Source organism: Bradyrhizobium sp. CB1717 (assembly GCF_029714325.1).
Lineage (GTDB): Bacteria > Pseudomonadota > Alphaproteobacteria > Rhizobiales > Xanthobacteraceae > Bradyrhizobium.
Map to the genome: position 1 here is coordinate 6127205 of NZ_CP121666.1, position 21669 is coordinate 6148873.

General features: G+C 64.9%; 6 protein-coding genes. 4 read left to right on the top strand and 2 right to left on the bottom strand.

Annotated features, from left to right (window positions below; genetic code table 11):
• Positions 1–60 precede the first annotated feature (60 nt).
• The 4 genes from QA649_RS29030 (at position 61) to QA649_RS29045 (ending at position 4205) form a co-directional block, all read left to right on the top strand.
• Positions 61–834 (top strand): Crp/Fnr family transcriptional regulator, encoded by a 774-nt coding sequence (locus QA649_RS29030; protein ID WP_283020186.1) that lies wholly within the window; start codon positions 61–63, stop codon positions 832–834.
• A gap of 181 nt (positions 835–1015) precedes the next feature.
• Positions 1016–2437, top strand: a complete 1422-nt coding sequence (locus QA649_RS29035; RefSeq protein ID WP_283020187.1) for an ABC transporter substrate-binding protein — start codon at positions 1016–1018, stop codon at positions 2435–2437.
• Positions 2434–3336 (top strand): ABC transporter permease, encoded by a 903-nt coding sequence (locus tag QA649_RS29040; RefSeq protein ID WP_283020188.1) that lies wholly within the window; start codon positions 2434–2436, stop codon positions 3334–3336. Before QA649_RS29035 ends, QA649_RS29040 begins: the two co-directional genes overlap by 4 nt.
• Positions 3333–4205, top strand: a complete 873-nt coding sequence (locus tag QA649_RS29045) for an ABC transporter ATP-binding protein (RefSeq protein WP_283020189.1) — start codon at positions 3333–3335, stop codon at positions 4203–4205. Before QA649_RS29040 ends, QA649_RS29045 begins: the two co-directional genes overlap by 4 nt.
• A 302-nt stretch (positions 4206–4507) precedes the next feature.
• Here the strand turns inward: QA649_RS29045 and QA649_RS29050 are convergent, their stop codons facing one another.
• Both QA649_RS29050 and QA649_RS29055 read right to left on the bottom strand, forming a co-directional pair.
• Positions 4508–5323 (bottom strand): sulfotransferase, encoded by an 816-nt coding sequence (locus QA649_RS29050; protein WP_283020190.1) that lies wholly within the window; start codon positions 5321–5323, stop codon positions 4508–4510.
• Positions 5324–5349: 26 nt separating this feature from the next.
• Complete coding sequence (locus QA649_RS29055) at positions 5350–21588, bottom strand: VCBS domain-containing protein (protein WP_283020191.1); 16239 nt, start codon at positions 21586–21588, stop codon at positions 5350–5352.
• Between the last annotated feature and the right edge of the window lie 81 nt (positions 21589–21669).

Consider the following 21669-nt stretch of genomic DNA (forward strand, 5'->3'; position numbering starts at 1 on the left):
TGGGATCTGGCACGGACATTGCTCCTCTTTAGAACGATTTAAACGTTCCGGAGGCAGGTGATGTTGCAGGCGGCGAATGCGGTTCGCGGGACTGTTCCCGCAGCGATGCGGCCTGCCGGCAGTTCCTCGCTGCTGCTGACCGAGAACCAGCAATGGATCGGCGGCCCGCCACCGCTGATGGACAAGCTCTCACCGCGCGAGCGGGAGCTGGTGCTGAAGCAGGGCCGGCGCAAAGTGCTCAACCGCGGCCAGACGCTATTCAGCCAGGGCGGCAAGCATGACGGCATCTGGCTGATCGAGAGCGGCCGCATCCGCGTGTTCTACACCTCCCCGCTCGGGCGCGAGATCACGCTGGCCTATTGGCATGTCGGCAATTTTGTCGGCGGGCCCGAAGTGTTCGAGGGCACCGTGCATCAATGGTCCGGCGTCGCATCCAGCAATTGCAGCGTCGTGCATCTGCCCGGAAAGGAACTGCGGTCGCTTGCCGCGGAGATCCCGAACCTTGCGATCGGTCTGATCGAAGGCCTGACCTTCAAGGGCAAATGCTATTCGGCGCTGGCCCAGATGCTGGGAACGCGCTCGATCACGCAGCGTCTCGCGCATCTCTTGCTGCATCTCGTCGAGCTCTACGGTGTCGAGGACGCCGACGGCACCGTGATCGCGGCGGCCTTCACCCATGCCGACATCGCCCACATGGTCGGCGCCACCAGGCAATGGGTCACGATCAGCCTGAAGCGGATGCAGGAGAAGGGAATCGTCCTGACCAAGCGCTCGCAGATCGTGGTGTGCCGGACCGACGTGCTGGAGGAGATGCGCGGCCAGGCCTCTGACTAAAGGAGCCGGCGATTAGCGCCGGTGCACAGGCAAGCGGCTTTATAGTGCAGGACTGCCCAAGGAGTATGCAATCAGCTTTTCCCGGCAACTAATCGACTGCGGCGGCCACTCCGGATTTGCCCTGCCGGTGCCCTCACCCAATCATGGCAACCACAGCACATCCAACCGAATGAGGATGAGAATGGTCCGCCATCTTCCCACGCTCTCGATCGCGATGTCGGTGACGTCGCTGGCGCTCCTGATCGCGCAACCTGCCTCAGCGGAAACCGTGACGCTCGGCATCGGAACGCAGGACACCACGACCAACACGGTGACCGCGGGTGTCGTCATCCGCCAGTTGCATCTGCTCGAGAAATATCTGCCCAAGGACGGCAAATACGCCAACATCAAGTTCGGGCTGGAGTGGCAGAATTTCACATCCGGGCCGCCCGTCACCAATGCGATGATGGCGAACAAGCTGCAGATCGGCATGATGGGCGACTATCCGCTGATCGTGAACGGCTTCACCTTCGAGAGCAATCCGGAGAGCAAGAGCCGTCTGATCGGCATTGCCGCCTACAGCCTCTCCGGCTCCGGAAACGGACTCGTCGTCCACAAGGACTCGCCCTACTATGACCTCGCCGATCTCAAGGGCAAGCTCGTCAGCGTGCCCTTCGGCTCCGCCGCGCACGGCATGGTGCTGAAGGCGATGCAGGACCGCGGCTACGCGTCCGACTTCTTCCAGCTTGTCAGCCAGAGCCCGGAGGTCGGCTCGACCAATCTGCAGGAGAAGAAGATCGACGCGCATGCCGACTTCGTCCCCTTCGCCGAGCTGTTGCCGTTCCGCGGCTTCGCGCGCAAGATCTTTGACGGCGTCGAGACCAACCTGCCGACCTTTCACGGCATCGTCGTCCGCACCGATTTCGCCGAGAAATATCCGGAGGTCGTCGTTGCCTATTTCAAGGCGGTCATCGCCGCCAATCAGTGGCTGCGCGACGATCCGAAGCTGGCTGCCGAAAAGATCCAGGAATGGACCGGCATCAGCAAGGAAGTCGTCTACATCTTCTTAGGCCCCAGCGGCAACATGACGACTGATCCCACGATCAAGCCGGCGCTCATCGATGCGGCCGCAACCGACGTCAAGGTGCTGCAGAATCTCGGCCGCATGAAGGAGTTCGACCCGAAGAAGTGGGTCGACGACAGCTACATCCGCAAGGCCTATTCCGAGATGAAGCTCGACTACGACGCGCAGCTCGCGAGCACCAGGAACTACGAGATCTCGGGCGAGGACTCATTCTGCAAGAAGCCGATCACGGATCCGCGCAAGGCCGGCGAGGTCTGGGTGGACGAGGCCGGCATCATGCCCTTCTCGTCCGCCAGTTGCACGCTCGGGGCCTATGCCGACTTCAAGGCCAAGGGCAAGAAAATCAACGTCGCCTATGTCTTCGACACCACCCGCGGCATCAAGCTGTTCGCCGACCAGGCCTTCTTCGCGGTCGGCAATGGCGATGTCGCACCGTTCCTGCTGAAGAAGGACGCCGAAGCCTATGCAGCCAAGATCGGCGGCAAGGTGCTCGGCTTCGATGACGCCGTGAAGGCGGCGGTGAGCGGAGGCAAGACGTGAGCAGTCCCGCCATCCTCAGACATCCCGAGGACATCATGCCGGCAATTGCAGAGGCGGGCCCTGTGCCCGCCGCCACGCCGCCGGCAACGCCCCCCTCCTTCGGCACGCTGGCGCTGCGCTGGTACCGGCTCAACCAGGGCCGTCTGCGTGCAACCGCGATCGGCATTGCCTCCTTAATCGCGTTCCTGCTGATCTGGCATCTGCTCACGACCTACCGCGTCGTGTTCTTCGTGCGCTTCACCAACGTGCCCTCGCCGCTAGCGGTCTATGCGAGCTTCACCAAGGCGATGCACGACCCCAAATTCCTGATGCATATCCTGCTGAGCTGCCGGCGCATCTTCATCGGCTTCTCGCTTGCGGCCATCGTCGGTGTGCCGCTCGGCCTGATCATGGGCCGCTTCAAGCTGGTGCATGAGATCATCTTCCCGGTCGCCGAAGTGCTGCGGCCGATCCCGGCAATCGCCTGGGTGCCGATGGCGATCATGCTGTGGCCGACCAACGAGCAGAGCATCGTCTTCATCACTTTCCTCGGCTCGTTCTTCCCGATCCTGGTCAACACGCTGCACGGCATGTCGCTGGTCGATCCGGTGCTGGTCCGTGCCGCACAATGTCTCGGCGCGCGCGAACGCTCGATCTTCCGCGAGGTGTATTTCCCGGCCTCGCTGCCGCACATCTTCACCGGACTCACCGTCGGCATGGGCGTTGCCTGGGTGTCGCTGATCGCCGCCGAGATGATCTCGGGCCAGTACGGCATCGGCTATTTCACCTGGGAGGCCTATTCGCTGGTCCAGTACGCCGACATCGCGCTCGGCATGATCGCGATCGGCGTGCTCGGCCTTGGATCGAGCATGTTGATCCGGGGCGCCGGGCAATTGGTGATGCCGTGGAGACTGAAATGACGGAGATTCCAACCAAAGCACCGCAGGGCCATATCGAGGTCAGGAATTTCTCGCTCAGCTACGACAGCATCGAGGGACCGGTTCAGGCGGTCACCGATACCCAGATCCATGTGAAGCCTGGCGAGTTCGTCTCCATCGTCGGCCCCTCCGGCTGCGGAAAATCGACGCTGCTCAATGCGGTCGCCGGCTTCCTCAAGCCGACCACGGGCATCGTCACCGTCGACGGTGAATGGGTCAACGGCCCCAGCGCCGAGCGCGGCATGGTGTTCCAGCAATATTCGCTGTTTCCCTGGAAGACGGTGCGGGAGAACGTCGAGTTCGGCCTGAAGATGCGCGGCATGCCGCGCTCCCAGCGCGAACGCGCCGCGCGCACGCTGCTCGGGCTTGCCGGGCTGGAGGCCTTCGAGAAGCACTATCCGGAAAAGCTCTCCGGCGGCATGAAGCAGCGCGTCGGCATCGTGCGCGCGCTGGCGACGGGGCCCAAAGTGCTGCTGCTGGACGAACCCTTCGGCGCGCTTGACGCGCAGACCCGGGTGATCATGCAACAGATCCTTACCAATATGTGGCAGCGGCTGAAGATCTCGGTCTTGTTCGTCACCCACGACATCGACGAGGCGATCTTCCTCTCCGACCGCGTGTACTGCATGACCGCGCGGCCCGGCTCGATCAAGGCGGAGATCCCGATCCCGCTGGAGCGGCCGCGGCAGCAATCCATGATGATGTCGTCGGAGTTCCTGGCGCTGCGCCGCGGGCTGATGTCCCTGATCCGCGAGGAGAGTCTGAAGGCGATGGGCGGCGAGATCAACGATTTGGGCATGCAGGGATTGAACATCGAGCTGCACGGACATTCGCTGGCCGAGGTACTTTAGGCGAGAACACCCTTAACGTGTCGCTCTTGCGAGGAGATAGAATCGCATTGCAGATGCACGTCGTCCTTGTACTGCCGCGCTATGAGCCGGCAGACGTTTTCGCAACGCTCTGGCCTATCGCGTTGCGGCAGGATTCATGTCCTCTCGTCTTAGAAGTACACTGAACCAGAAAACGTCGGTATTCCACAGAGGGCAAAGCGCAATGGCAGGTATCGTCGTCACGCGAAAGGCTTGAAAGTCGGCGTGGCGCATAGGCGACCTTTCACCCCGCGAAACCTGATCCGAGGTATTCGCTCCCTTCCCTAGATCACCTTCACCTGGTTCGGGTTGCGCGCGGGGTCACCCCAGAACGCATCGTTCTCGTATTTGCGCCAGAGATCGCCCGGCAGCACGGTTTTACGACCCGGGGATTCCACACGTTTGCCGACCCTGTGAAGACCCGGCGTACCAATCCTGCGGTCGAATTCTTCGGCATCGAACTGGATGTTCTGGAAATCATGCGCGAACGGCTTCTCGCCGATGAACTTGTAGACCGCGGCGATCGCCCGCTCCGGCTGGGTGGTCAGCGTCTCGTAGGTCAGCGCCAGCAGGCACGCGGACTGCTCGCCGCAAAACGCTTCGCGTAGCGCATTCCAGGAGAAACCGACCATGCCGTTGGGAGCGGCCAAGCCTTCGACGCGTGAATACACCGTCCCGCCCGGCTCGAAATTGAAGATGCCCGACGGCTGATACTTGTTCTTGCGAATGAGCCGCTCGACCGAATCCAGGATCCAGGGGATGTGGCGCACGCAGCAGATCACCTTGGCGCGCGGAAACAGCTCGGTGATCAGTGGCAGCCGCGCGCACCAATTGCGGTTGGTGTCGAACACCACATGCCCTTTCGGCAGATCGGCGTAGTAGGTCGAGAAGATCGACTTGATGAGGTCCCGGCGCTGCTCGTCGGTGATGAAGATCGCGGTCTCGTTGCTCATGCTCATGCTGCGCAGCATGCCGTCGACCAGCGAACCGACCGGGCCGGTCATCCCGGCGCGAAATCGCGGGTTCTGCCGCAATATGGCCGACAGCAGCGTCGAGCCCGCGCGCGGAAGTCCGGAGATGAAATGGATATCGCCTTGCATGATCCTGCCTGACCGGAGATTCGTGACTAGACTACCAGAAAATCCCGCTGCTGCAGCAGATTCGGGCTGATGCCGTTCAGCGTGACCGAGTGTAGGGCATCGAGCGCGACGACGGTATCGGCCGGATTGCCGGCGTTGTGGGGATCGGCCGTGATCGCAGCCAGCGCTGCCGCCGCGTCCGCATAGACGGACTGGCTGAGTTGCAGAACGTCATGCGCCACGTCGAAATTACCGATGGTAGCCGTGGCTGTCGCCTGCGAATTGAACTGGAACACGAACGTATCGTTGGCCGCTGACGCCGTCAGCGCGGCGTTGTCCCCCTGCACCGTGACCGTATGCGATCCATCATTGTTGGTGACATCCTGCGCGACGACCGAGCCATCGGCAGCATGGCTGACGAGCGATTTGGCGTAGGGCGGATTGGCGCCGAGATAGAAACTTGCAACCGTCTCGTTCGCCGTCGACGGCGTCAGCAGCGTATTCAGATGCGCATCATCCGTCAGCGTCGTGTTCTGGAATTCGATCTGCAGCGCCCCCGAACCAACGCCCCGCACCAGGATATGGGCCGTGCCGCCAGTAACGGAAATCGCGATATCGGCGTCGTGCCCGCCATTGACGGTCGAGACCGTCACGGCGTTGGGATCGACACCTTCGATATGGATGCGGTCGTGCTCGCTACTACCGGTTGCCCAGGACAAGTCGGTAATCTTGTCGGTCACGCCTGCAGCGAGATCGGTGCCACGGAAGAAAAACACGTCGTCGCCCGTCCCGCCGGTGAGACTGTGCGCGCCGGCACCGTAATGGATCACGTCGCTGCCCAAGCGATCCGGGCCGGCGGTGACGGTCGTGGTGTTTGCCGCAGAATCGTAGACGAAATGGAAATCCGACAGCGTCGCGATGTCCTCGCCGGTCACCGCAAGGCTGATCGATCCGGTCGCGCTGTTGAGCACCAGTACGCCGTTGCTGTAGTTCTCGCTGATGGCGTGGAAGCCATCGACGATGATCTGGTCGCGCGTGCCGAAATGCGCGATCGCGTTGACCGGCGCGTTCGCGGCGCTGAATTCCAGTGCGGCATGGCCCGCCGCCGAGAAGTCGATCGCGCCGGAGCCGGCCGCGCCGCTCGCGGTGAGGTCGAGCGTGCCGTTCTCGATCGTGATGCCGCCGGTGAAGGTGTTCGTTGCTCCCAGCACCAGCGTTCCGTCGCCATCGAGCAGCAGATGTCCCGCGCCGGTCTGGCCGCTGGCATCGTGCGAGCCGGTCATGTCGGCGATCGCGTCGCTGATCGTGATGATGTGCCCCGCATCGGGAGCGAAAGTGATGGTCTGGTTGCCCTGCAGGAAGATGCCGCTGCCGAGGCCGGATCCGGAATTGTGGGCGACATTCGAGCCCGAACCACCCGCAACGCTGTTGTCGTGGGCGCCGCCGCTGCCGCCGAAGGTCAGCGAACCGCCTTCCTGGACGAAGATCGCGCCGCCGGCGCCGAGTCCGCCGCCACCCGACTGATAGTTCCCCGAGCCGCGTCCAGCGCCGAAACCGCCGGCGGCATCGCCGGTGCCAAAGCTGCCGCCGCCGCCACCACCAAAGCCGCCAGCGCCACCGACGCCCCACACCGAGGCGCCACCACCACCGCCGAAACCGCCGGCACCTCCGCTGCTGGCGCTGAGATCGATAGGACTGATGACACCGCCGCCGCCGCCCCCGCCAAAGCCGCCCGTGCCGCCCGCCGTCGCAGTACCCGCGCTGCCACCGATGCCACCACCGGCGCCGCCGGCATAGCCGTAGCGACCGCCGCCCGCTGCACTGATCCCAGTGACGCCACCGCCGCCATCGGCACCACCAACGCCTCCGCCGGACGCCCCGCCGACGACGATGCCGCGACCAGGTGTGTAACCGCCATAGGACCCGCCCGACGCAGCAAGGCCGATTCCGCCACCACCATTGACATTGCCGGCGCCGCCCATGCCGCCGCCGCCGCTGGCGGAATAGCCGTTGAAATAGCTTCCATTGCCGCCGACCGCCCGATCATGTGCAAAGCTGACATTGTCGAGGGTGACCGCGCCGCCCGAGGCGATGAAGAGGCCGCCGCCGAGGCCTGCGCCGCCACCGCCGCCGCTGGCGGAGTCACCGCCCCGGGCGACCGCGTTGATGACGCTGAGGTCGTCGATCTCGACGCTGCCGGCATAGACGAACAGGCCCGGCAGGCCGTGGGCGTCGAGCGTGTGGTTATTGCCGGTGATCGTGAGCGATGCGCCCGAGGCGAGATTGAACGCGGGCAATTGACCGGTGAGCTGGAGATCACCCGTGATGTTGAAGGTGTAATGCGCTCCCGCCTGCGCGCTCGCGCCGGAGACATCGATCGCGGCGATGGCCTTGGCGAGATCGGCCGCCGACGTGATGGTCCACGTGTTCGTCGCCGGCGTGACGGTGAGGTTTGCCGCGGTGGACGCCGGACCTTCGATGCCCTGAATGGTCTCCGTCACCGTGATGCTGTGCGCACCACCGCTGACCGACTGGAAGTCGCTGTAGATGTCGTAATGACCGGTACCATCGACCGTGCCGGTGCCGATAACGGTCGTGCCATTGTCGGCGTAAAGCTTGATGATGGTGCCGGGATCACCGGTGCCTTTCACCTCGACGCGCCCGACCGAGTCGGGGACCGACACGACCGAGCTGATCACGGCCGCGGGCGGCGCCACCTTCACGTCGATGCTCGCTGCCGGGCCTGTATGACCGAGACCATCGGTCTGCGTCACCGTGATGTGCTGGAAGCCGGACCCAAGCAGCGACGAGGCCGAAGCATCGGATGTCACATCGAAATGACCGGTACCGTCCACAGTGCCGGTACCGATCACGGCGTTGCCGAGCATCAGCGTGATGGTATCGCCCACCTGGCCCGAGCCCTGGAGCTCGATCACCCCGTGATTGGCGGCAATGCCGACCTGGCTGACGCCGGTGACCGGAGCGGGATCGACATACGCGGCAAAGCCCGTCGATGGCGCGCTCACATCCGAGCCGGCCGTATCGGTTGCCGTCAGTGTGTGGCTGCCGTTCGTCAGTAGCACCGTCGTCGTGATCGTGAACGTGCCGTCGGCAGCCACGGTACCCGTGCCGATCGCGGTCGAACCGCCATCGGCATAGAGCGTGATGGTCTCGCCGACATGCTGCCCGGTCCCCTTGACGATGAAATCGTGGCTGGCGTCGATCTGGCCGCCGACCAGCGGCACCACCGATGTGATCGTCGGCGCCCTCGGTGTGATCTCGACTGCGACACCTGACGAGACGGCACTCGTCAGATTGTCGGTATTGGTTTGGGTCACGGTGATGACATGGTGACCGCCAGTCGCCGCCACGCTGAAATCGAAATGCCCGGTCTGATCCACGACGCCAGAGCCCAACAGCGTCGATCCGTCGGCAAAGACCTTGATGGTCTCCCCCGCCTCGCCCGTACCCTGAACCTCGATCTGCTGCGGACCGATGGCATTGACGGCCGAGAGCATCGGCGCGTTCGGCAGGACGTTGACGTTGAACGCGGTAGCCGTGCTGGTCAGGCCGCTAACGGCCACGGTGGCCGTGAGGGAATGGATGCCATCCGCGAACGTGCTGCTGGTGACGACGTCGAAATGACCGGAGCCGTCGACCGTGCCAGACCCAACGACGTTGCCGTTCTCGAAGAACGTGATCACGGCGCCGGCGAACGCAGTGCCCTTGATCTCGACAGTGCCGCCATTCACCCGCTGCCCGACAATCGCGGAGATCCCGGGGGCGCGCGGATCGACATCGACGCTGACCACTGACGATCCCGGGCTCGAGATATTCTGGGCATCCTGAGCAGTCGCGTATAGCGAATACACGCCGATCGATAGCCCCGTGCTCGCCGTGATGTCGAAATGGCCGGTCGCATCGGTCCTGCCCGAGCCGATGAACTGGCCGTTGGCCCACAGGTTGATCCCGATATTGGCCTCGGCGCTGCCCTTCACCTCGATCCTGTCGCCGTCGAGTGGCTGTCCGACCACGCTGGCGATGGTCGGGATCTGCGGTTGCACGTCGAAGGCGATGACGTTCGACGGGTGGCTGACCAGACCTTGCGCATTGGTCTCTGTCACGGACAGCGTGTAATGGCCGTCGACCTGCTGCGGTATGACGAAGTCGAAATTGCCATTGGCGTCCGTCGTGGTCGTGTAGCTCGTGACGCCGCCGGAGCTGCTGAGCTTCAGCGTGATCGTCTGGCTCGCTTCGCCAGTGCCCTGCACGTGGATGCCGGCATTGTTGAGCAGCGCGGGCTGCCCCGCGGCAAGCGCGAGCGACGGCGCGACCGGCAGCACATCGACAATGAGCGGCGCGGTGGTCAGGGTCTGGCCCCCGCCTGTCTGCGCCGCCGTGACGCTGTACTCGCCGTCAGCGAGCGCCGCCGTCGTGAAACTGAAATGTCCGTTGGCATCCGGCGTGACGGTGCCGACCTGATTGCCGTCGATGAAGATCGCAATGGTGCTGCCCGGCATGCCGGTGCCGCTGAGCAAAACCTGATTTCCGTTCTGCGGCTGGCCGACGAGGGCGATCCTCGGCGCAATCGTCTCCGTGACTGCGACGCCGCCATTATAGGCAACGACGCTGAACTGGGCGGTCGAATAATCGACGCCGGGCGTGAGATGAAGCTGGGCACTGTTGGTGCCGTCGCTGACCGTGAGCACATTACCGGCGCCAAGCGTCGCGGTCGCATTCGCAGCGAAGCCCGCGAGCTTGATCGTGTCCCCGGGAAGGAAGCCATCGATCTGGTTGGTCGGCGTATCGCCCTGATCGATGATCAGGGTTGCCAGCGCGCCCTGGGCGAAGGTGATATGCCCCGAACCTGCCGCGCCGGCCGCACCGAGTTCGACCGTGCCGTGGTCGGCGAGTTGCACACCGCCATCGACCGTGCTGGCGACGTCGAGCGCCAGGAAGCCGCTGTTCGAGACGCCGAAATGCCCGCTGCCTTGCAGGCTCTTTGTCAATGTGTACGCAGCCGAACCGGAAACCGTCAGCGAGTCATTGATCAGCGTACCGCTGAGCATCAGCGTGCTGCCGCCGTCGACGTCGATCGTCGTCGCCCTGACGTCGCCAAGCACGACGATGCCGGCGCCGGCGATGTGGAGGACGCCGGTCATGGCACCGGCGATCGAATCCGAGATGGTCAGCGTCTTGCCGGCATCGGGCGCCAGCGTGACATTGTTCGACGCGGCGAACAGGCCGGCACCGATGCCCTGACCGTCGGCACCGGTTTGGGTGCCTGCGCCACCATGGCCGCCGGAGACGGAATTTCCGGAAACAGTAGCGCCGCCGGCAATGGTCAGCGAACCGCCGGCCGCGACAAAGATGCCGCCACCAAGCCCCGCGCCACCGCCGCCACCGCCGGCGCCAAAGCTGGTCCGGGTCGCGTCCGCGCCCCGCCCGCCGCCATAGCCTGCGCCGCCACCTGTCGCATAGGTGGTGCTTCCAAAGTTCAGAAAACTAACGCCAGCATAGCCGCCGCCGCCACCACCGCCAAAGCCGCCTGGCTGTCCGTTGTTTCCGTGGCGGCCTTGGTTACCGCCGCCTCTGCCGCCCGATGTCATTCCCTGCCCGTCGGTCTGACCGCCGAGACCGCCATAGAGCGAGCCGGTGTTGCCGAAAGCGCTGCCGCCGTTGCCGCCAATGGCACGATTGCCAGTGATACTGACGTCTGAAATTGTCGCTGAGGCGCCGCTGCCAATGAAGAACGCGCCGCCTGCACCAAGACCACCGCCGCCACCGCCGCTTTGATACGGAAACCTGCCGAAAATCGAACCAGGCGCGCCATCGCCGCCGCGTTCCGTCAGGTTCTGCATCCGCAGGTCGGAGAATGTCGCGTCTCCCGAGCTGAGGTAAAAGCCGCCGAACGTGTTGCCGCCGTCGATCGTGTGGCCGTTGCCTTCGAAGGTCAGCGTGTCACCCGACCCAAGGGCGATGACCGGCAGGTTGGCCGTCAGCGTGATATCGGCGGTCAGATTGATGACGTAGTGCGTATTGACGGAGGCGAGCACGCCGGAATCGAGCGCCGCGAGGACGCCCGCCAGGTCGGCAGCCGACGCAACGTTGAAAATTGGCTGCGTGTTGTTGGTCAGGACGGTGCTGCCGCCCGGGCCTGTCGGCGCGAAGGTCAAGTTGCCGGTCGCCTCGGTGGCGCCATCAAAAAGATGGCCGTTGGTCACGATCGTCAGCGTGTCGCCGGCTGCGAGATTGAAGGTCGGAAAATTGGACGTCAGCGGCAGATCGGCGGTCAGGTTGATGACGTAGTGCGTGTTGATGCTCGAAAACAGACCGCCGACATCGATGACGGAGGACGCGGTCACGAGGTCGCTGACCGACGCGACGTTGAACGTTGGCACGGCACCGCCGGTCAGGATCGTGCTGCCGCCCGGGCCTGTCGCCGCAAAGCTGAAGTCGCCCCCCGCGCCGTTGCTGGCGCCGTCGAACAGATGGCCGTTGGTGTGGACCGTTAGCGTGTCGCCAGCGGCAAGGTTGATCACCGGCAGGCCGATGGTCGCGGCCATGTCGGCGGTCACGTTGATGGTGTAGTGCGTGTTGATGCTCGAAAGCAGACCGCCGGTGTCGAGGGCGGAAACAGCGTTCCCCAGATCGCTGGCAGACGCGACGTTGAAGATCGGCGCGGCGCCGCCGGTCAGAACGGTGCTGCCGCCCGGGCCTGTCGCCGCAAAGCTGAAGTCGGTGCCCGCTCCGTTGGTGGCGCCGTCGAACAGATGGCCGTTGGTATGGACCGTCAGCGTGTCGCCGGCGTCGAGCGTGAACGCCGGCAGGCCCGCGGCACCGGCGACGTCGGCGGTGAGATTGACGACATAGTTGATGCCGCCGACGAGCCCGATCGCGTCGGTGTCGACGGCATTGACCACCCCTGCAAGCGTTCCGACCGATTCCACATTGTAGAAGGGCTCGATGGTCAGCGTCCCGGAACCGGTATGGACGATGCTCTGGTTGCCGAAGAAGGCGCCGGACAGCGTGACGTCACCCGATCCGGAGATGTTGATCGCCTGGTTTCCGGAATCGAAGCCGCCGGAAAGAATGACATCTCCCGGGCCGGAGATGTTGATCGTCCCTGCCCCGCCGCCAATCGAGTTGGCAACGGAAAGCGTTTCGCCCGTCGGCGGGGCGAAATTGAGAGTGCCGCCATTGAGCCAGATGGCGGCCCCGAGAACCGCCGCATCTCCGAAGAGTGAGCCGGCGCCGAACGTCAACGAACTGCCGGAATCGACGAGGATCGCGCCGCCGACGCCCCCCGGCGCCTGATTTCCGACGAAGGTGACATCGGACAAATCGGCCGACGTCCCCGAGACCAGGTTCAGGCCGCTGCCGTTGCCCTTGGTTTGCGAGAGGGTCAGGTCGCTAAGCGACAGGCTGCCGGACTGCAGAGTGAAGGCGGCGTAGGCGGCGGCGCCGTTCAAGGCGCCGCTGACCGTGTGGCCGTTGCCGACAATGGACAGGGTGTCGCCATTGGCGAGGTTGATCGCCGGCAAGTTCCCCGTCAGGGCGATGTTGCCGGTCAGGTCGATCTCATAGTGCGTATTGGCCAGCGAATAGGCACCGCCGATGTCGATCTCGGCGATGATCGTGGCCAGCTCCGCAGCCGTGCTTGCCGTGAAGACCGGGATGTGTCCCAGCCGCACATAGGTGCCACCCGCGCCGTCCGAAACAATGACAGGCGCGTCCGACGCCAGATCCTGCGACGGATCGAAATGCAGCGTGCCGAGCGTCGTGGCGCCCGAGGTCAACGCGTAAGCGTTGTTGCCGAGCGAAGTGATCCCGGTCGCGGCAACTCCAGCGAGATCGATGACGTCGCCGTCCGCCATGCCGAAGAACGTCGTGGTGGGGACGCCGCTGGCGATCTTCAGCACCGTTTGAGGCATGTCGAACGTGATGGCGCCGGACCCCGTGACCGCTCCGCCGATGACGACTGACGTGCTGTCAAGCTTGATATTGCCGTTGTCGATGACCGCTTTGATGCTGCCGCCGGCGAGATCGAGCGTGGCACCGGACATGACCGTCGTGCCACCAGTGTAGGTGTTCGCCGCCGTGAATGTGACGGTCCCGGCGCCGCTGATGACGACGGAGCCGCTGTTGCCGCTGCCGTTGTCGGCAATAACGCTGGAAATTGTGGAAGTCTGTCCTTGAGACGCGGACAGGGTGAGGCTGTTATTGCCCTCGATCAACGCGCCCCAGAACATCGCATTGCCGACCGACAGGTCCTTGATGGTGACGCCGGCTGAATTGTCGATGAAGCCGACGTGTGTGTTCGCGCCATCAAGATCGAACCCGGCGCCGTCTATGACGAGCGTGCTGCCGGTGCTGCCGAGGTTGAGGACCCCAAATTGGCCGGGGAGCGACGACAGCGAGATGTCGTTGGTGAAGGTGATCGTATAGGCGGTGGCGCTCAGGGAATAGTCCACGCCGCCCTGGCTGATGGCGGCGAGCGCCGCATTGAGGTCCGCCGCCGAGCCGACCGTGAACGTGGTCTGGATCGAACTGAGCAGAGTCCCGCCATGGCCGTCCGACTGCAAGCCGACATGCAGACCGGTCTGTGCCGGATCGAAATTCAGTGTGCTGACCGTCGTGCCGGAGGAATTCTTCAGCGTCAGGACATTGTGGCTGTCAAGCGAGGCGCTGACAGCGGCAATGCCTCTGAGGTCAATGAAGTCGCCGACGGTGAATCCCGTGATGGTTTTGGAAAGCGAACCGGTGAGGATGAGCGCCGTCGCGGCATCGCCGCTGCCGAAGCTGAGCGTGCCGCCGCCGGACAACGAGGCGAACGTGAACGTGCCGTTGGCGTCGAGCGCGATCGCGCCACCTGAATCGACACCGCCCGCAAAGGTGCTCGCGGCGTTGAGGTTCAAGGTACCGACGTCGTGGATGACCTGGCTGAACGTCGTCCCTGCGTTGACGTTCATCGTGCCGTTGTTGGTGACGACGTTGGCGAAGCTGCCCCCGGCACTCAGGTTCAACGTGCCATTGACGGTGACGACGCTCGTGCCGACCGTGCCGCCGGCGTCGACATCGAGCGTCGCGCCGGAATCGACAATGGTCGTCCCGGAATAGGTGTTGGCGGCAGCGAAATGCACCACGCCGGTGCCGCCGATTTCGACGCTGCCGGTGCCGGCATTGGCGCCAGTGCCGCCGCTGCCGGTCTGGTCGGCGATGCCATTCGCAATCACCAGCGAATCGCCGGCGAGCGGCGCGAAGTGGATGGTGTCGTTGCCCTGGATGAAAATGCCGGAGCCGAGCCCTTGGCCGCCTTGGCCAGCGTGGCTACCGGTGGCGCCGGCGGCACCCCCGGCAACGGAATTGCCCGTCACCGACCCGCCGGCGAAGGTCAGTGATCCGCCCTGCTCGACAAAGATGGCGCCGCCGGCGCCGAGCCCGCCGCCACCGCCGAGTCCGGAGCCTCCATTGCCGGCGCCGAATCCTCCCGCACCGCCAGCCTGGCCATACGCACTGCGGCCGCCGCCGCCACCGAAGCCGCCGGCCCCGCCAAGCCCGCCACCCGAGGATCCCTGATTGATGCCCGCTGCACCACCGCCACCACCGAAGCCGCCGTTGCCGCCGTTCGTGTTAACGTTATAGAGACCGAAGCTTCCATGGAGTCCGCCGCCGCCGCCGCCGCCGAAACCACCGTTCTGGGCCGCACTGGCGACGCCCCAACCAGCCGGCGGACCAGACCCGGCCGACCCCACGCTGCCGTGGATGTATTGGACGAAGTAGCCCTTGTATCCGACGAGAACGTTGCCGGATTGGCCGTACCTGCCGCCGATGTGGTTGGTAAAGCCGACGACTTGAGGGTTCGCGCCGCTCCCCATCGCGGCAATTGCGTAACCGCCGTGTCCGGCCACGCTCAAACCGAGTGTCCCGCCCGAAGCGCCTCCGTTCTCATACGCGAAAACCGACTGCCAGGGCAACGAGTAGGAGGTCGCGTGCAAATTGCTGTTGTAGTAGACGTACGATCTTCCGAACTTGGCCACGTACAGACCGGGGCCGGCATTGTGGCCCGAAGTTCCCATGCCGCCGCCGCCGCCGCCGAAGGAACGGTAAATTCCTTCGTTGCTCGTCCGCGCGCCACCATTGCCGCCAATCGCACGGTCGCCGGTGAAGTTCACGTTGCTGATCGAGGCAGTCGCCCCCGTGCCGACGAATAGTCCGCCGCCGAGCCCGGCGCCGCCGCCGCCACCGGGGTTGCCGCCCGCCCCGCCCTGCGCCACGGTGTTGTTGATGTCGAGATTGTCGAGCGCGACATTGCCGCCGAATACGAACAGGCCGCGATAGAGATTGCCGCCGTCCAGCGTATGTCCCGCGCCATGGATGACCAGCGAGCTGCCGCTCGCCAGATTGATCGCGGTCAGATTGGCGCCGAGCGAGGCGATCGAAATGTCGGCGGCGAACTCGATCGAATAGCTGCTGTTGGCGGCGGCAGCCGAGCCGCCCTGGCTGATGGCAACCAGCGTCGCGTTGAGCTCGGCTGCGTTGTGGACGATATAGACGTTGGCCGGCTTGATCAGGGTGCCGCCGGCGCCGTCAGTCGTGGCCGTGAAGCCGAAGGTAGGGCCGCTGAAATGCAGATTGGCGGTGTTGGTGCCGTCGGTCACCGTCAAAATGCCGGTCGTCGCATTGAACGATTGCGAGAACTGCGCGGAATTGTAGTTGATCCCGACGAGATCGATACTGTCGGTCGCGCCGCTGAAGCCGGCGATGGTGCCGGAGAAACTGGCGGGATGATCGATCTTCAGCGTTCCGGGCGCACCACTGAAGCTGATCGTCTGCCCGGCGCCGACATTGCCGCCGAATTCGACCGTGCCGTCGTTGCCGACGATCACGTCGCCCGCCCCGGTGACGTTGCCCGCCACCAGCAGCGTGCCGCCGCCCTCCGCCTTCAGCGTGCCGGAATTGGCGATGCTGCCGGCGAGGTCGAGCGTGCCGGCCTTGGCATCGATAACTCCGGTGTTGGTGAGCGCGGTCGAGATCGCCGTGGTGCCGCCGCCCGTCTTCTCATAGCTGCCGGCGACGTTGACAGTGCCCGTGCCGGCGCTGGAGGAGATGTTGAAGGCGGTGCCGCCGGCGGACGCATCGGTGAAGGTGATGCCGGCGTCGATCTTGAGCACCGCGCCATTGTTGAGATGCAGCGTATCGCCCGAAAACGCGCCGCTCTGCGCGGAGCCCTGCAGCTCGAGCGTCCTGCCGTCGAGCGTGAAGGTCTCGTTATTGGCATCGAAAAAGGTCGCCAGGCCATTGACGAGCGTCGTGCCACTGCCGCTTTCGGTGCCGCCGGTGAACGTCGCCCCATTGGCGTCGGTCAGCGTGCCGGTGCCGGACAGTGTCCCGCCGGAGTGGGTCAGGCTGTGGATGGTCTCGGAGACGCCGCGCAGATCGACATCGCTGGTAATGACGAAGTCGCTGCTGACGGCGACATTGACGGTGACCCCAGCCGTGGTCAGGCTGCCATCGGTCGCGGTGACCGTGAAGCTTGCGGAAGGATTCTGCGTGCCGTCGCTGACGAAGATTACCTGGCCCGCGGCGAGCTGTGCCTGGGTGAAGCTGGTGATCGCAACGCCGGGCGCACTCGATAGCGCGACATAGCCGCGTTGCGTGTTGGTGACGTCGAAGGTGAGCTGGCTCGCGCTGGTGTCGACGTCGCTGACGTTGAGGTCGGCCGTGGTGATGGTCGTCGACAGGCCCTGCAGCAGCGCCGCCGCGTCGTCGCCGGACAGCACCGGCGCATCGTTGGTGCCTGATATCGTGATGGTGATGATCTGCGCGCTACCGTCGTTTCCCCTCGCGGAGAAGGTGTCGGTCATCGTCGCGCCGGCGGCGAGCGCCTGAACCGTGGAATTGTTGTTGTCGAGCGTGTAGGTCCACACGCCGCTCGGGCTCACGGTGTAGGTGCCGTAGCCGCCGATGCTGGCAGTCTGCGCGGCGACCGCGACGAAGGTGACGGACGACGTGTCGGGATCGGACAGCGTCAGCGTACCTGTCGCCGTGGGCGTCCCCGCCACCGCGTTTGCGATGCCGCCCGCCTCGATGACCGAACCGGTCGTCGTCCCGCTCATCGTGGCCGGATCGTCGGAACCGAGGATGTTGATGGTGACGGACGAGGTGGTGCCGTCCGCACTCGCGACGGAGAATGTGTCGGTATAGGTGTGCCCGCCCACGAACTCGTCATGTGCCGAACTCGCGACGTAGGTCCAGGTGCCATCGGTGGCGAGCGTGAAGGTGCCGTATTGCCCGGCCGTGCCGGCCTGCGCGACGAAGGATTGCGGACTGTCGGGGTCCTGGATCGTCAGCGTTCCGCCGGTCGACAGCGGCGTGTTGGTTTCGGTCAGATTGCGCGTCACCGCCGATATCACGGCGGCATCGTCGGTGCCGTTGATCGTGATCGTGACGACCTGCGGCGTGCCGTCGACGGTCGTCACCGTGAACGTATCCGTCAACGTGCCGCCGGCATTGAGCCCTTGAACCGCGGCATTGTTGTTGTCGAGCGTGTAGGTCCAGACTCCGGCCGATGTGACGGCAAAGGTGCCGTAGTGGTGGTCGCTTGCCGTGCCCGCGTTAACCGCCGTGAAGGTGTTGGCGGGATTGTCGGCGTCGGTGTCCGTCAGCGTGCCGGTCGCGGTCGGCGTCCCCGCCAGCGCGTTGTTGAGGCCGCCTGCCTCGGTCACCGAACCGGTGGTCGTGCCAGATATCGAAGCCGCGTCGTTGCTGCCGTGAATGTTGATCGTGACGGACGAGGTCGTGCCATCCGAGCTCACGACGGAGAACGTGTCGGTGTAGGTCTGCCCGGCCACGAATTCATCATGCGCCGAACTCGCGACATAGGTCCACGCACCGTCCTGAGCAAGGGTGAAGGTGCCGTAATGCCCGGACGTGCCCGCCTGCACCACAAAGGTCTCGGGACTGTCGACGTCGTGGATCGTCAGCGTGCCGCTGGTCGACAGCACAGAATCGGTTTCGGCCAGGTTGACCGTATCGGCGGACAGCACCGCCGCATCATTGGTCCCGTTGATCGTGACCGTGATCTGTTGCGCGGTGCTGTCGATGGTGGTCACCGTGAACGTGTCGGTCAGCGTACCGCCGGCATTGAGTGCCTGAACCGCGCTGTTGCTGTTGTCGAGATTGTAGGTCCAGACGCCGCCCGACGTCATGGTGAAGGTGCCGTAACCGTGGTCGCTCGCCGTGGCGGTCCCGACCGCCGTGAAGGTGTTGGCGGGATTGTCGACGTCGGTGTCCGCCAGCATGCCGGTCGCGCTCGGCGTTCCCGCCACCGCGTTGTTGACGCCGCCCGCTTCCGTCACCGCGCCGGTGCTGGTACCCGACACCACGGCCGGGTCGTTGACCGCCTGGACGGTGATATTGACGGTCGCCACGTTGGAATCGGCAAGGCCGTCATTGAGCTTGTAGGTGAAGCTATCGGAGCCGTTGTAGTCGCCAACCGGCGCATAGGTGAACGAGCCGTCGGCATTCAGCGTCAGGGTGCCGTGGGCCGGACCGTTGACAAGGATGGCGTGCAGCGCATCGCCGTCGAGGTCGGTGGCCCCGGCGAGCACGCCCGTGCCAGACACCACCAGCGCATGGTCTTCGTCGGTCGTGTAGCTGTGCGCGATCGCCAGCGGCGCGTCATTGGTGCCGTTGATCGTGATCGTCACATATTGCGTGGTGCTGGTCGCGGTGCCGTCGTTGACGACGACCGCATAGGTCAGCGTGAGCGTCTGGCCCTGCTTCAGGAAATCGAGATCAGCCGCGGCGGGATGGTAGGTCCAGCCGAACGTCGCGGCGGAGCCGGTGGACAGGTGGCCTGCGGGGTCGATTGCAAAGGCGGCACTGTCGGTGAGCGCCAGCGCACCGGCAGGCAGGCTGAAGGCGTGACCATCCAGGCTGACCACGGGCGCGCCGACCACCGAGGCCGTCAGCGTATCGCCGACGTCGAGGTCACTGGCCGAGATCGAGCCCGCCAGCGAGATGACCTGCGCATGGGCGTCGCCGGCCTCACTGGTCGTTGCGGTGTCGCCGGTCACCACAGGCACGTCGTTGGTGCCGGTGATGGTGATCGTCAGGGTCTGCTGGCTGCTGGTGAGAAGGCCGTCGCTGACCTCGACCGTATAGGTCAGGACCAGGCTCTGCCCGTCCCGCAGGAAATCGAGGTTGGCCGCCGATGCATCATAGGTCCAGCCGATGCCGACAGTGCCGCCGTTCGACGTCCCGGCATGGAACGACAATGCGTTGTTGACCAGCGATGCCGCTCCTGCCGGCAACACGAAGGCGTGGCCATCTAGGGTCACGACCGGCGGACCGGCGATCGAAGCCGTCAAGGTATCGCCGACATCGGGATCGGTCACCGGCAGCGCGCCTGTCAGCGTGATATGCTGCGCGGCGGCGTCAGCAGCTTCCCTGGTGCCCCCCGATGCATCGGCCAGGATCGGCGCATCTTCGTCGCCGGTGATCGTGATGGTGATGTTCCGGCTCGCCAGCCCGCCATGACCGTCGCTGACGGTCACGGCATAGGTTTCCGTGACGGTCTGCCCCGCCCGCAGGAATTGGACGTCCGCGTTGTCGACGAGATATTGCCACGTCGCCTGTCCACCGAGACCATTGACGGTGTCGGCAGCCAGATGCGCGCTCATGGTCCCGAGCGCCAACCCGCCTGCGCGGGTCGAGCTGACGAAGGTGGCCGAGACGACATGCGCGTCCGCCAGATCGAGGTCCGTGAACGCGATCGCACCGTCGGCATGCAGCCGCCCCTGGGCATCGAGCGCCGTATCCTCCTGCACCGCACCGGTTGTCTGCGCAGCGCCGATGACCGGCGCATCGTCGACCGCACCGACCGTCAGCTCGCGCGTGGCGACGGCCGTGTCGTGCCCGCCGTGCGCGGGGCCGTCCGGGTCCTGCACCGTCACGGTCAGCGTGCGGGTCAACGGCGAGGGATTGTCGCTGGTGTCGGTGTAGACGACCACGCGCAACGCGGCCGCGAAATCCGCAACCGACGGCTGCTGGCCGGCCTTCGCCGTCAGCGTCAGCGTGCCGGTGGCCGCATCGAACCTGCCCTCGATCAGCGCGGTGTTCGCAAACGACAGGACGTCTTCGCCCGGCTGATAGTTGCCGGTGATCCGGACCGTTGCCTGCAGCAAAGTGTGGCTGTCCGGATCGGACAGCGTCAGCGCCGGCGCAATCGCGACTGGCGTTTGCTCGAGCGCAGCCAACGGCGCCGATCCGGCATTGAGAGCCAGCGACGGCGCCTCCTTGACCGGCGGTCCCGGGATCGATGCAATGCCGGGACCGGCTCCGCCGTTTCCACCCCCGGGCATATGGGGGGCGACGTCCGCACCGGTGCTGACCGGCGGGCTACGGCCGGAAGTTCCATCCGGCAGCGACGACGGCTCATACGAGACAGGTGGAGGAGACGACGAACCGTGCGCACCGTTCGGCGAGTCGCTGCTATGGCGGTCCGCAAGGTTCTTGATCAGCAGAATGTTGTTCAACGCATCCTGCTCGTCAGCCTTTTCGGCGTCCGTCTTTGCCTGCTCGCTGGCTGCTATCTGAGCTGGACCGGTCGGCTTCAGCTCCAGCTTGCCGCCTTCGCTGCTGATCGTCGCAATGGCGTTGCCGTTCCGATCGTAGGCGGTCGCCTGATGCAGCCCATCATTCTGATGGTAGATCGACAGCGTGACCGATCCGTCGTCCGGAGAGACCTCGCCGCCACCGGCCGAGCCTGCAATCTTCGCGGAGCCGGCCGGCGTCCCGATCCGCATGTCACCCGACTGGGCAATCTTGCCGGAGGCAAAACTAAGGGATCCCTGGACGAGATCGAAGACTTCCAGGTTGGCGTTTCCATGCAGGTCGAATTTGAATTCAGTCAATACGAGGCGCGAACCATGGCCGAGCTGGAACGCGCTGCCGTCGTTGAAAACCAGGCCAGCCGTGCCCCCGCTGTCGGTCTGGACCACGTCTCCCTTGAGCAGCACATCGCCGTTGTTGAGCGCCACGACGACGCCGTTGCGCAGGACCGTCACCTGGCCTTCGACGCGCACCGCGTGTCCGATCACCTGCATCGGCGGCGACGGTGCGTCCTTGGCAGCGTACTGTCCGGGAGTAACAGGCCCGGCCAACACAGCGACGATTTCGCCGCTCAGCCTGGCACCATCCGGCGACCGCAGCGCGTGCAGGTTTTCCGATTTGAAATAGCCGGCGACTACGTGGCTCTTTCCGTCCGAGCCCGTCAGCATCAGGTCATCGCCGTCGCGCCTCAATTCCGCGTTCAGGAGATGCGTATCCTGACTCGCGGCGGCAGACGCGTCCGACGCGCC